We start from the raw sequence: 12,892 nt of genomic DNA, 5'->3' as shown, positions 1-12,892 counted from the left end.
TAAAATTCATGTAAGGAATGAAGTGCCAAACAGCTGTGTGATTACTGAAATTGTCTAAAAAAGGGCATACCTATCCCGTTGTGGGCAATTTCATGAGTAATCGCACATGAAGTGGCTAAATATTCCAATAGAGTCTCACGTGCATACACAGTGTCCAACATTCCATCCTCACCTCCGCTCGCTAATAGTGAGAAAAGTTTAACATAGTTTTTCATTCAAAGCAATTAGTTTTTTAAATTGCTGAAAAATAACCCCTTTGAAAGTAACATTCAAAGGGGGTGGCGGATTTACTTATTGCATTTCCTTCGTCGGACCCATTACACCAGGAACAGCAAGACCAGCTTGTCTCAACAACACTGTCATTTGTCCGCGGTGATGCGTTTGGTGATCGATAAATGTGCGTAGCAACTTACCGCGCGAAATTTCAGTTCCGAATGCAGGAACTCTTTCAGTCAACGAGTCATCTGTAAGGTTCGCTATTTCATTTTCCATGGATGCCATCACTTTTTCATATGCTGCAACGATTTCTGTCACATCTGTAGGTACCGGCTCAGTATGTGCAGGTACTTCGATTTTCAATCCAGATAAGCCACCAAAAAAGCCGACTGATCCCACTAAATGCCACGCCAACCAGCCAAGAGTACTATGCCCCTCGACGATTGCCTGATCTAATTTGTCATTCGTTATTGCTTTAATGACATTTAGTGTTCCGTTAGCTGAGGCGTTCCAATCTTCAACGTAATCTTCAACTTTACGATACATATGAACCACTCCTTTTTTCTTCTCCTAAACAAGTATAGCGAATGGGGAGGGGAGTGTCATACTTTTGAGGGCGAAAAAATACCAATGACCAAAACTGAGGAAGGGCTTGGTCACGGGCGTATAAAATGACTTTGATTCCTGCAATCGTAGTACGTCAGCTGTTGTCTCTAATAATTCAAAGCTATATCCATTTTACAGGGGCAGATTCTTCCCTTTATCTCAATCCAACAGGTATATGTACTCCCGACAAATGGGAAGCCTATGTTCAGTACATAGTACAGGAGGATTAAGAATGAGTAATGATCAACTGAATGGAAAACTTCCAGAGCATCCGGAGCCATATTGGAGGACGAGTGTCGAGTTTCCAACCTTTCCAAGTTTACAGGAAGATATTGATGTGGACGTTATTGTCGTTGGAGCGGGCATCACGGGTATTACATCAGCCTATTTATTGGCGAGTGTTGGTCTGAAAGTCGCTATGATTGAAGCGGATAAAGTGTTGAACGGGACGACCGGGAACACGACAGCTAAAATTACAGCGCAGCATGATCTGATTTATGATGAATTCATTCATAATATGGGTAGGAATACGGCGAGATTATATTATGAAGCGAATATGGAAGCCTTGGAATTCATAAAAGAAACGGTTGAGAAAAATGGAATCGACTGTGATTTCACAAGTGTGGATGCGTATATTTACTCGGTCAGCGATAAATATGCCGAAAAGATTAAAAAGGAAGCGGAAGCGTATCAGAGGCTACAGATCAGAGGCGGATTAGTCGATAGCATGCCTTTTGATATTGATGTGAAAAACGTACTTGTCATGAAGGATCAGGCACAATTTCATGTGACAAAGTACTTGGTGCATCTTATTGATTTATTCCAAAAAAGCGGTGGACAGATTTTTGAGGATACGGTTGCAGTTAATATTGAAACGGGTGAGCGTCCGGTTGTCCTGACACGTGAAGAGAAGCGAATATCGGCGAAGCATGTTTTAATTTGCACCCATTTTCCGTTTTACGAAGGAACGGGTCTTTATTCTACGAGGATGTATGCAGATCGATCATATGCCCTCGCAGTTAAATCACAAAAAAAGTTCCCGCCGGGTATCTTCATAAGCGCGGATGAACCGACCCGTTCTTTACGGTCGATTATGGACAACGGCGAAGAATTGGTGCTCATCGTCGGTGAGAATCATAAAACCGGTCAAAGTCCGGTGGAGACGATGGATCATTATCGGGCATTGGAGATGTTTGGCGAAGAAGTTTTAGGGCTCAAGGAGATTACGAACAGATGGTCAGCTCAGGATTTGGTCACGTTGGATAAACTGCCATATATCGGCGAGATAACGTCTGGGAATCCAAATATCCTGATTGCAACTGGCTTCCGGAAATGGGGGATGTCGAATGGAACAGCAGCGGCATTGCTTTTCAGGGATATGGTAACAGGAAAGGAAAATAAGTTTGAGAAACTGTATACTCCATCCCGCTTTTATGCGCACCCAAGCTTGAAGAATTTCCTCGTTCAAAATGCTAACGTCGTTGGTCAATTAATCAAAGGGAAGCTCGATTCCCCGAATACGAAACCGGAAGATTTGGCGAAGGGTGAGGGTGCGGTCATCACACTCGACGGGCACCGAAAGGGAGCATACCGTGATGATGACGGGAAGGTCCATATTGTGGATACAACTTGCACGCATATCGGTTGTGAAGTCGAATGGAATAACGGTGACAAGACGTGGGACTGCCCATGCCATGGCTCAAGATTCAAATTTACTGGTGAAGTGATTGAGGGACCTGCTGAGAAACCATTGCAGAAGTATGATTATACGATGATGGATAATTTGACCTCGGAAGACTCGGGGTATTAAATGATAACAACCCATCTCGGCATTATGCTGAGATGGGTTGTTTCTCATTTATTCAACTTCCTTTAGCATCTTTTCAATTGAAGTAATCCGGGTATTCATCTCACTCATTTTTTGTTGAAGAATTGCATTTTGTTCTCGTTCAAGTGCCAGTTTTTCTTCGGCTCTTTTTTCAAAGCCTTTTACTGTTTTCACGATAAAAATGATTATTGCAATAAAGATAATTATGGGTAAAAGTGCCATTAATAAACCTAAATATCCCAATTGAATTTCCCTCCTTTATTTGTTTTTCTTCGACATCGTAAGCGTTTGCGCTAAACGGTGGACCAAATCCTCGTTCAATTCAAAATGGAATGATGTAAGCGCGTAAAATTTCGCCGCTTTGCCACTTTCTAAAATCTCCATATTGCTTGTGACCAATTGGACCTCCTCTAACTTTTGTAGATGCAAATACAGCAGAGGCCTACTCATTCCAAGTAGACGCGCCAATTCGCTGACGTATTGTCGCCCTTCCGACAACACCGCGATAATTTTCAAGCGGTGCGGGTTGGAGAGGGCTTCTAAAACCGCTAATAAGTCATCGCCTTCATTTAAATGTATCATATGTAAGTATTATATTACAGGTCGTTGGAAAGTACAAACAAAAAAAGGATTTCTTAAGAATAAATCGAATATGTACAAAGGAAAATAGATTGGATATGAAGGGAAGTTGAAGATGATGAATACGAATGTGACGTCAAAAATGAAAATATATAAACCGGTGGATGTAGTATTTGAGGCAATTGTAGACCCTGAGAAGATGGGCGGCTACTGGTTTTCTTCAGGTACAAGCAGGGTTGAACAAGGTAAGACAATCACTTGGAGGTACGAGGAATATGGTGCCGAAGGGGATATCCATGTATTGAGTGTCAAGGAGAATAAGGAAATTGTTTTCATTTGGGGAGGTCAAGATCAAGAAACGACCGTTAGGCTTGTGTTTAATGCAGTAGATGAGGAGAGCACAATCCTTGAAGTGACTGAATCTGGATTAAGAGCGGATGATCCTGATGTTGTAAGTAAAATGGTGGGGCAAACAGGAGGCTGGGTGTATATGCTCACTTGCCTGAAAGGGTATTTGGAGAATGGAATTACTACGTTGAGGGCTTCGCTGGTTCACTGAACTAATAGATTGCGAGCATTTATGCTTGTTTGAAGCGTTTTATGGACTTTTGTAGGGAATTATACGCGTTTGCTGCGGATTATGCTTGTTTCGGGGGATTTATGAGTGATTCGCTAAATTTATGCGTATTTGGGGATGTTTAGAGATTATTTCTTATGGGGGGATTCAAATGAAAGGGATCATTGCAATGGAATCGTTTGAAAAGCATGCTGAGGTGTATGTGAAGAAGCATTTAATTCCGGGGGCGATGATTGGTGTTAGCGAAAATGGACAGAAAAGCTATGAGAAAGGTTTTGGGTATCGGAATGTAGCGAAGCGGCTTTTAGTAACGGGGGATACGGTTTTTGGCATTGCTTCGATGACGAAGTCGTTTACGAGTGCCGGTATTATGAAGCTTCAGGAGGACGGGAAGTTATCGGTGCATGATCGAATCGTTGAGTATCTTCCTGAGTTGAAGAAGCCTAAGACGCAAGTGGAGCAGATTACGCTTCACCATCTGATGACGCATACAGCGGGCTATCCGCCGCTTGCTACGCATGTGTATGCACGGAAAAATAGCATTGAGCAGGATCCGTCCGCGAAGGATTATGGATTAGATTTGTTGAATAATCCTGGTCCTCATATTGAGACATATGACGAGATGTTAAGCTTTATGGCTAACGATGAGTTTGAATGGCTTGGCGAACCTGGGCGATTTTATAGCTATTCCAATGATTCATATGGATTGCTTGGCGTTATTACAAGCAAGGTGAGTGGACAGCCTTATGAGAAATTTATAGAGGAAACAATTTTGAAACCTGCGGGGATGAAAAACAGCTTCTTCGATATGGAGTTATTGGATGAAAAAGAGAGTGTAACGACTCTTTACATGAAAGCGAAGGATGGGTCGCATGTTTACGAAGCTCCGCTCTGGTGGGATGCGCCTTCGATGCGTTCAGTCGGTTATTTGAAGTCGACAGTTAGTGATATTTTACGGTATTTGGAAATGTATTGGAATGAAGGTGTTGTGGCCGGAACGCGGATCTTGTCGAAGGAAAGCATCGAGCAGATGATTCATCCGCATGTAGAGTACGAGCCTAACAGATGTTATGGCTATGGATTGCGAATCATTCCTGACTATTTCGGCTCCACTTTGGTCAGCCATGGAGGTGGATTGAAGGGTGTTTCTTCATACATGTGTGCAATTGTCGAGAAGAAAAAAGCGGGTGTTATTTTGACAAACGTCTCTGATGTTCCCGCCGGAGATTTACTGATGAGTGTCATGAACATAACGGAAGGTAGGGAACTCGCAGCCTCATCTGAAACAGTTGAAGTCCAAGAAATTGGAGTGGATGAACTTAGTAAATTTGTAGGCTCCTATATTTCGAGCGAAGGGATGAATGTGAAGGTGACACTAAATGACGATCGGCTAAGTGTCGAATCGAATGAAGTGATCCGGACGTTAAAGTGCATAGGGAAAAATATTTTTATTGATGAAGATGAAAATGATGGAGTGTTGCAGTTTATCGAACAACCAAATGGCGAAATTGAGCGGATTGTATATGGCGGCAGGCATATTATGAAGGCAAATCCTGAAATTTCGCACACTGAATCACATGGGTGACTGTCATGTACAGCTGTGTTTATGTCACATAGTATAAGTGCATAAAGTGATTTGGGGGTGTTGATAAAATGTCGAAAGAAGTTGGCGGTGTGGGTAAAGAGTGCGGTTCGGGGTTCACGTTAATCGTTGTATTGTTCATCCTTTTGATTATTGTCGGAGCGTCGTATTGGTGCGATGGATATGGCGGCTATGGTGGAGGATACGGTTACTGTTAATAGGTAGTCTACAAGGAGGTGCACATTTAAAAATGTGCACCTATTTATTTGTTGAGAATTGATCGGACAATATAGATTGAATCCCATTCACCTGAAGAAAATCTTGTCATGGGGTATTTCTTTTTGAAAATGAGGGAGTGAATTTCCTGTTCACCATATCCTTGTTTTTCGAGCGAATATATTCTATCCCGTAGTTCTTGTAAGTAACTAAGCTTATTGAGCAAAGCCCGACGACCATCTTTCACATAGCCCGCATGGCAGCAAAATAACTCTTCAAAGTCATAAGTTAAAACATGTTGAAGTGACGAGATAATTTGTGGAATGCTCTCCTCGCGTAAAATAAGCTTCGTTTTGGGATGTACATACAGATCGCCGGAAAAGAGTTGTCCCGTTTCCTGATTCAAAAAAGATAGATGATCCTTTGCGTGTCCTGGTGTTTCAATTACATCCCATGTTGCGTTCCTGGAGGTGAAAGTTTCCCCGATGGGCTTCGCTTGAAACGGTCGCCTCTTCCCCCAAAATAACTGGCGATACAATGGATAATCCGCCTTCTGACGACATTCCTCAATCGATATTCCATTCATTAAAATCGGCAATCCATATATCTTTTGTAAATGTGCTGCACCTCCAGTATGGTCTTCATGGGAATGGGTGACGACGACCTGATCCACGTCAGCTTCTGTAAAAAATGCATTGAACTCTTTAGACAATGCATGGGCGCCTGTATCGATCAACACGCCGTCAACTTCAAAGCAATGAACATTCAACCGCACACTTGCAAAGGACAACCTCCCGTTTATGAATCGGACATTACTCTGTTTATCTACGACTGACTCCCGTTTTAAAAACATCCTACCACCCCTTTTCATCTACTCATAGATTATCACGAAGTGAATGACTACTCATTATGTTTCAAATTAGATATGCAGTATCGTATAATGGAATTACTTGTCAGACGAATAACATTGAAGAGGAGGCTATTCGAAGCGCGATGACTAAATTCGGGACGGAACGGGAAGTCGGAGAAAAGTTGATAGAAGCGGTGCCCCCTTCTAAAAAAGGGATGATGCTGACGCTATCACTAACATCATTGCTCTTCGCCTATAGTGTATATGCATGCCAATTATTCATTATGGGAGATGCACATATCTTATGGCTTATTTTAGCTGTCCTTATTAGTACAACTATACTTATTGTTACGGTACGCCCTTTAGCAAAATGGAATCGTCGTTTTTGGATGAACAGTTTGTTGCTCGTCCATATTTTTATCAATTTCTATGGATTTTTGCTAGCATCTGATTTAGATCGGCCTTATTCCACCGGATTGTCAATCATTGCTGCACTGTTATTGCTATTAGCCATAGTTCTTGTCTATCGGACGACTATCTATGATTTTCCATCGACACACAAACCATTGATGAAAGATGCGAGACGATTGCATTTCATTAATATCACAACGGGAATATTCTTAGTCTTCGTTACCCTGTTCTTCTTATGGGCATTTCTGTTGTTCTCAGGAAAGGCAACACTAGGATTTTTGATGCTATTCGTACCGATTATCGGCTGGATTCTGTCTTATGCGCTGCAAATGAAGTTATTGGCAAATCAACAGAAAGCCGCGGCATACGCCATTGTATTCATCCAAACAGCAGTGATTGTAACAGGAATCGTACTTTGGATAATTGGGATGTAAGGAATGGGGGAAGGATAATGAATAAAAAACATGGTGTACTGCTCGGTATAATCGGAGTTGTAACCGCAATTTTCATAGTACTTGGTCTGGTTTTCGATAAATCCGAGAATGAGAAGCAACAAGGTTTAAGCGGTGTATTTGATGTATCCGTTGACGGTACAATCGCTTATATCGAATTTGAGGATGGCAAAGCAGGCATTTATCTGACCGATGGAAGGAATGGGCCAGTCGTCCAGTTTTCTGTTGAAGAAACGATTCTCGATATCAGTTTCAGTAAAGACGGTAAGAATCTCGCCTACATACTTTCCGACAAAGAGCTGGATGCGGGCGGCGGTAGCGAAATACGCATATTGAATATGGAAATGTATTCGGATGAGTCCTTGTTTTCATCCGAAAATATAATAACTGAACTTGCATTTGATCCGAAAAATTCCAACCTCCTGTTTTACCTGCAGGCTGGTGTCTATACAAATTACTCACCAATTACGGGCAAGCACCCCCATGATTTTGACGTTTATAGCTACGATTTAACTGACAAGACGCAAAATCGTTACACGGAGTTGAAGAAGTATAATATGCAATCGCTCCAAGTGTCGGCAACCGACGAGTCTGTGTTTGTCCAAATGGACGATGATGAAAACGTAGAAACAGCTGAAGAACTATTTGCTTCCAAACAACGTATTTTTCAAATCCCACTCAACGAGCCCAATAAGAAAACGGTCGTAAGTAATCCTGTCGGTGAAGAGGATATATATGACTTCCTCATTTTACCAGAAAGAGAAAAGATAGTTTATCAAGCTGTTGGCGGTACGGGGAAAAATGGGATATTTGAATATGAATTATTCAAGTTCAACTATAAGACCTATGAGACGAAACAACTGACCAACCTAAAGGAATTTGCATCTAAACCACTTTTAGGTCCGGACGGGAAGATCTATTTCCTCGTTGACCGTAATTTTGGAGGACGTCAACCCAACTTCTATATCTACCAAATGAGTGTCGATGGCAAAGACGTAAAAGAAATTAAATGGTAATCGAACGGTGGCAGGCAACGGAACAGTGAATATGTTCCTTGCTTGTCACCGTTTTTTTGTATATAAACGGAAAGTTGTCGAATAACTAATGATATGCGGAAGTTTCTTTCTAATTCGAGATAGGTGCCAGATCTGTTTTTACGGTTTATAATGAAGAGCACTTTATTTATAAAAGTGTTAATCGGAAAGAGAATGTTTACATATTTTTCCGCTCCATAACAATATTTTAAGGCATCTAGAGAGGAGTATTTACTTTGAATTTCATCATCTTTATTGTGGCATTGCTTGTTATTTTTATCCTTGCGTACTTAGTGAGCAATGGCAAGAAAAAGATAAAGATCAGACCAGTAGTAACAATGGTTGTCCTGCAACTTGTTTTTGCTTTCCTTCTGTTGAATACCGAATTTGGGCTATTCATCATCCGAGGGATTTCCAGCATCTTCGATTATCTTTTAGCTTTTGCAGCTGAAGGAATCAATTTTGTATTCGGAGGAATGGCGAATGAAGGGATGAGCCCCTTCTTCTTGAATGTCCTATTGCCAATCGTTTTTGTATCTGCTCTCATCGGTATCGCGCAATACATTAAACTCTTGCCTCTCATCATCCACTTCCTTGGATTGCTATTAAGCAGGATCAACGGACTCGGAAAGTTAGAGTCATTCAACGGCGTAGCCTCTGCCATATTTGGGCAATCTGAAGTTTTTATTTCAGTTAAAAAACTGCTGCCTAACATACCCGAACACCGTCTATACACAATGTGTACATCTGCCATGTCCACCGTTTCGGCATCGATTCTTGGTGCGTACATGACGATGATCGATCCGAAGTATGTTGTTACTGCACTTGTATTGAATTTATTCGGTGGGTTCATTATCGCGAATATTATTAACCCATACGAAGTCACTCCTGAAGAGGACAGAATCGAGACGAAGGAAGAAAGAAAGCAGTCCTTCTTTGAAATGTTAGGGGAGTATATACTCGACGGCTTTAAAGTCGCAATCGTCGTTGGCGCAATGCTCGTCGGATTCGTAGCATTAATCGGCATGGTGAACGGCATCTTCGAAGGTGCATTCGGCATCACCTTCCAGGTCGCACTTGGTTACGTTTTTGCACCGTTAGCCTTCCTTGTCGGCATCCCGGCTTCTGAAGTCATCCAAGCCGGAACAATCATGGCAACTAAGCTATTGACGAACGAGTTCGTTGCGATGATCGACTTGGGCAATATCGCCTCCTCCCTTTCTGAAAGGACAGTAGGCATCATCTCTGTATTCCTTGTCTCCTTCGCCAACTTTTCGTCAATCGGAATTATCTCCGGTGCGGTGAAAGGGTTGCATGAAGAGAAGGGGAACCTTGTTGCAAAGTTTGGTATCAAGTTGCTTTACGGCGCAACTTTGGTCAGCCTTTTGACAGCCGCAATTACAGGAATTATGTTAGGGTAATCAAAGTCGGACATCATTATGATGTCCGGCTTTTTGAGTTCGTTAATTGGATATCGGTATGTCGAAACGATATTATGATGAAGAGAATATAAAATATAATATTGGGGAGTGAGCGAAGTTGATCAACCCTTCAGCAAAGAAGTTTAACAGTATCCCGCTTTCAATTCTTGATCTCGCGCTGATCAATGAGGGAAGTACCGTGGGCCAATCTTTTAAAAACAGTGTGGATCTTGCTCAACATGCAGAAAAATGGGGCTATAACCGCTTCTGGCTTGCCGAACATCATAATATGCCGGGCGTCGCCAGTTCTGCGACATCTGTCATTATCGGACATGTGGCAGGCGCAACAGAAACAATCCGTGTCGGTTCAGGCGGTGTCATGCTTCCGAATCATGCACCTCTTGTAATCGCGGAGCAGTTCGGGACTCTTGAAGCGATGTACCCTAATCGAATTGACCTTGGACTTGGACGTGCACCAGGAAGCGACCAAGCAACGGCTTACGCATTACGTCGAACTTTAAATAGTAGCGGCAATGAGTTCCCGCAGCAATTGGCCGAGTTGCGTCAGTTTTTCGAGTACGATCCATCTGCTCGCGTCCGCGCAATTCCAGGCGAAGGCCAAGATATCCCGATCTGGCTTTTAGGATCAAGTGACTTCAGTGCACGGCTTGCTGCAGATCTCGGGCTTCCATTTTCATTCGCAAGTCATTTTGCACCTCAATATTTAATGCATGCATTGCAGCTCTATCATCAGCTTTTCCGTCCATCAAAAGCACTTCAAGAGCCATACGTCATGCTTGGAGTCAACATCATTGCCGCGGAAACTGATGATGAAGCACAACATTTGGCAACTTCCTATCAACAACAATTCTTGAACATCCGAAAAGGTGTTTCATCGAAGCTTATGCCGCCAGTCGATGACATAGATACATTCTTCTCAGACGTCGAGAGAGCCGCAATTGGTGAGCTATTAGAATGGCCTTCGACAATCGTCGGAAGTCCCGAAACGGTCAAGCGGAAATTGGCAGCATTCATTGAAGCGACAAAAGCCAATGAACTCATCATCAGTTCGGGAATTTACAATCACGAAAAAAGACTCCGTTCCTACGAACTTGTCGCTGACATGATGGGGTAAGTCAGGTATTATGCAAACACGCATAAATTGGCTAAATCACGCATAAATCGATTGAATTACGCATAATCCGATCCAGCCACGCATAAACACGCTGAATCACGCAAAATCGTTGTCAGCCACGCATAAATCCCATGAATCAAGCAAAAAACCGAGAACTTCACATGCTCTCGGTTTTTTCTATACCTTTATCCAACCCATGCTTTTTCTCATGTTGGTCAATTAACGCGGTACCGACTAAATCTCCTGTCACATTCAACGCGGTCGCACCCATCCCCACAAGTGCGTCAATCGCAGTCAATAGTGCAACCGCCTCCATCGGTAGTCCAAGTTGCACAAATACAGTCGCAATCATGACGATACCGGCCCCGGGAACGCCTGCCGTCCCAATAGAAGCGAGTGTCCCAATAAGCACTACCATCAACATATCACCAAAACTCAGTGGCGTCCCAACAATATTGGCAGCAAATACAGCTGAAACGGCAATCCGTATAGCAGCCCCATCCATATTTACCGTTGCGCCAAGAGGAATGCTGAAACTATATAAACTCCTTGATATGCCCATGTTTTTGGCCGCATTCAATGTAAGTGGCAGCGTACCAGTACTACTTTGCGTGACAAATGCCGTAAGCATTGGCGTCCGAGCATGCTTGAAGAAGTGACCAGGATTGATCTTGAAAAGGAGAAGAAGGATGATGTAAAGGCAAATATGGATGATCAATGCAATATAAAAGACCCCAATCATTCCTCCAAGAGATATGAGCGTATCAATTCCTTGGCTTCCCACTGTTTTTGCCATAATCGCAAATATCCCAACTGGCACATATTGAAGAATCGCTTTCAATACAATTAATGATGCTTCATTCAAAGCAGTAAAGGTTTGTAGAAGTGAATTCCCAAGTTCAACATGGTTCTTGGAAGAACGCATTGCTGATATTGCAATCCCAAAGACAAGTGCTGTGAAGATGATTCCAAGAAGGTTCATTTCCGTAAAGGCAGTAATTATATTTGAAGGCACGATATTCAGTAATACATTGACGATACCAGGATTTTCTGGGACATCGAATGTTTCATTGCCCGTCAGCTTCATACCCGAACCTGGATGAAGGATGCTTGCGACAAATAAACCGACAACAATAGCAGCAGCCGAACTTACTGTGTAATAAATGAATACTTTGCTACCCATTCGTCCAAGGTTTGCGATATTTGTTTGATTCACCCCGACGATTAACGTGAACAGAATGAGTGGGATGATGAGGAATGTAAGCAATCGAAGGAGCAAGTCCCCTAATGGCGCAAGCACGATGGCCTGCTCTCCTAAAATGAAACCCGTGATTACGCCAAGTACAAGGGCAATTGATATTTTTAGGATTAGTGAAGCATGAAGGTATGATTTCCAAAATTTTTTCATCAAGCGGTTCTCCTTCCTTTGGTAAATTTGAATAGTGAATCGTTTAGTTACTACGTAAAGTGTGTCCAAATAAAATGCTTTCCTTTCCTTTACCCTAAAAATCAAAAGGAATGTCTGAGGCGGATGGCGAATAGGTATAGCAGGGAGGGATGTTGCGATGATGTTGAAAGAGTTAGAGCAGGCTGTTGAAAAGCAAAAGGAGCATATTGAGACGCCGGTAGCGACGTTATTCAAAAAATTTGCAAAACATAGGGATGTAACGCTTGTGTATGGTGATCCGATTGAAGTCGGATTGACAAAAGTAATTCCTGTTGCAAAGGTTAGGTATGGTTTCGGCGGGGGTGGAGACGGCGCAGGAAATAATGGCGGCGGTGGTGGATTCCAGATTAACCCTGTCGGCGTGTATGAAGTTACTCCGGAACATGTGAAGTTCAAATCGACGCGAAGCAAGATGACGGTTGTATTGACACTAATGACTTGTGGTCTTTTTTGGCTGATTGGAAGGAATATGGGGAAATTCAAAAAGCATTGATATGAAACGCTGAGGCTCTTCCTAAAAGGGCCTTTTACGCATACT

The 12,892-nt window shown here is 42.5% G+C and carries 15 protein-coding genes; 9 read left to right on the top strand and 6 right to left on the bottom strand.

From position 1 onward, the window contains the following. Nucleotides 1–41: 41 nt before the first annotated feature. Together ACFPZG_RS05590 and ACFPZG_RS05585 are read right to left on the bottom strand one after the other, a co-directional pair. Nucleotides 42–161: an RAxF-45 family protein gene (locus ACFPZG_RS05590; protein WP_317940867.1), complete on the bottom strand. Its 120-nt coding sequence runs from the start codon at nt 159–161 to the stop codon at nt 42–44. Between the two features lie 130 nt (nt 162–291). After that, nucleotides 292–762 (bottom strand): DinB family protein, encoded by a 471-nt coding sequence (locus ACFPZG_RS05585; RefSeq protein ID WP_283733956.1) that lies wholly within the window; start codon nt 760–762, stop codon nt 292–294. A 292-nt stretch (nt 763–1,054) separates the two neighbouring features. Between ACFPZG_RS05585 and ACFPZG_RS05580 the strand changes: the two genes are divergently transcribed. Beyond that, nucleotides 1,055–2,632: an FAD-dependent oxidoreductase gene (locus ACFPZG_RS05580; RefSeq protein WP_317940866.1), complete on the top strand. Its 1,578-nt coding sequence runs from the start codon at nt 1,055–1,057 to the stop codon at nt 2,630–2,632. 48 nt (nt 2,633–2,680) lie between these two features. Here the strand turns inward: ACFPZG_RS05580 and ACFPZG_RS05575 are convergent, their stop codons facing one another. Next, nucleotides 2,681–2,893 (bottom strand): hypothetical protein, encoded by a 213-nt coding sequence (locus ACFPZG_RS05575; protein WP_283733957.1) that lies wholly within the window; start codon nt 2,891–2,893, stop codon nt 2,681–2,683. 15 nt (nt 2,894–2,908) lie between these two features. After that, nucleotides 2,909–3,232 (bottom strand): ArsR/SmtB family transcription factor, encoded by a 324-nt coding sequence (locus ACFPZG_RS05570; RefSeq protein ID WP_283733958.1) that lies wholly within the window; start codon nt 3,230–3,232, stop codon nt 2,909–2,911. 112 nt (nt 3,233–3,344) lie between these two features. Here ACFPZG_RS05570 and ACFPZG_RS05565 point away from each other — a divergent pair, with 112 nt between their 5' ends. From ACFPZG_RS05565 to ACFPZG_RS05555, 3 genes are all read left to right on the top strand, one after another. Continuing rightward, a complete protein-coding gene (locus ACFPZG_RS05565; protein ID WP_283733959.1) occupies nt 3,345–3,788 on the top strand; it encodes an SRPBCC family protein in 444 nt (147 codons plus the stop codon). A 169-nt stretch (nt 3,789–3,957) separates the two neighbouring features. Further along, nucleotides 3,958–5,391, top strand: coding sequence for a serine hydrolase domain-containing protein (locus ACFPZG_RS05560; protein ID WP_283733960.1), 1,434 nt, complete (start codon nt 3,958–3,960; stop codon nt 5,389–5,391). Nucleotides 5,392–5,459: 68 nt separating this feature from the next. Continuing rightward, nucleotides 5,460–5,606: a YjcZ family sporulation protein gene (locus tag ACFPZG_RS05555; protein ID WP_283733961.1), complete on the top strand. Its 147-nt coding sequence runs from the start codon at nt 5,460–5,462 to the stop codon at nt 5,604–5,606. Nucleotides 5,607–5,650: 44 nt separating this feature from the next. Here the strand turns inward: ACFPZG_RS05555 and ACFPZG_RS05550 are convergent, their stop codons facing one another. Further along, on the bottom strand, nt 5,651–6,457 hold the full coding sequence (locus ACFPZG_RS05550) for an MBL fold metallo-hydrolase (protein WP_283733962.1): 807 nt from the start codon (nt 6,455–6,457) through the stop codon (nt 5,651–5,653). A 56-nt stretch (nt 6,458–6,513) separates the two neighbouring features. Between ACFPZG_RS05550 and ACFPZG_RS05545 the strand changes: the two genes are divergently transcribed. From ACFPZG_RS05545 to ACFPZG_RS05530, 4 genes are all read left to right on the top strand, one after another. Further along, on the top strand, nt 6,514–7,299 hold the full coding sequence (locus tag ACFPZG_RS05545) for a hypothetical protein (RefSeq protein ID WP_381426431.1): 786 nt from the start codon (nt 6,514–6,516) through the stop codon (nt 7,297–7,299). A gap of 17 nt (nt 7,300–7,316) precedes the next feature. Further along, nucleotides 7,317–8,333, top strand: a complete 1,017-nt coding sequence (locus ACFPZG_RS05540) for a TolB-like translocation protein (RefSeq protein WP_317940865.1) — start codon at nt 7,317–7,319, stop codon at nt 8,331–8,333. 254 nt (nt 8,334–8,587) lie between these two features. Beyond that, the gene (locus tag ACFPZG_RS05535; protein WP_317940864.1) at nt 8,588–9,772 is read left to right on the top strand and encodes a NupC/NupG family nucleoside CNT transporter; all 1,185 of its coding nucleotides are present in this window, start codon (nt 8,588–8,590) and stop codon (nt 9,770–9,772) included. A gap of 118 nt (nt 9,773–9,890) precedes the next feature. Continuing rightward, nucleotides 9,891–10,907, top strand: a complete 1,017-nt coding sequence (locus ACFPZG_RS05530) for an LLM class flavin-dependent oxidoreductase (RefSeq protein WP_283733965.1) — start codon at nt 9,891–9,893, stop codon at nt 10,905–10,907. 157 nt (nt 10,908–11,064) lie between these two features. On the opposite strand, the gene ACFPZG_RS05525 is transcribed toward ACFPZG_RS05530, so the two are convergent. Next, nucleotides 11,065–12,315, bottom strand: a complete 1,251-nt coding sequence (locus ACFPZG_RS05525) for a dicarboxylate/amino acid:cation symporter (RefSeq protein ID WP_283733966.1) — start codon at nt 12,313–12,315, stop codon at nt 11,065–11,067. A gap of 157 nt (nt 12,316–12,472) precedes the next feature. Between ACFPZG_RS05525 and ACFPZG_RS05520 the strand changes: the two genes are divergently transcribed. Then, complete coding sequence (locus ACFPZG_RS05520) at nt 12,473–12,847, top strand: spore germination protein GerW family protein (RefSeq protein WP_283733967.1); 375 nt, start codon at nt 12,473–12,475, stop codon at nt 12,845–12,847. Nucleotides 12,848–12,892: the final 45 nt, after the last annotated feature.

Origin of the sequence: Sporosarcina thermotolerans (assembly GCF_042658975.1) — a bacterium.
Taxonomy (GTDB): domain Bacteria; phylum Bacillota; class Bacilli; order Bacillales_A; family Planococcaceae; genus Sporosarcina; species Sporosarcina thermotolerans.
The sequence above is the reverse complement of the archived record's forward strand: the minus strand, read 5'-3'. Positions and strand labels throughout refer to the sequence as shown.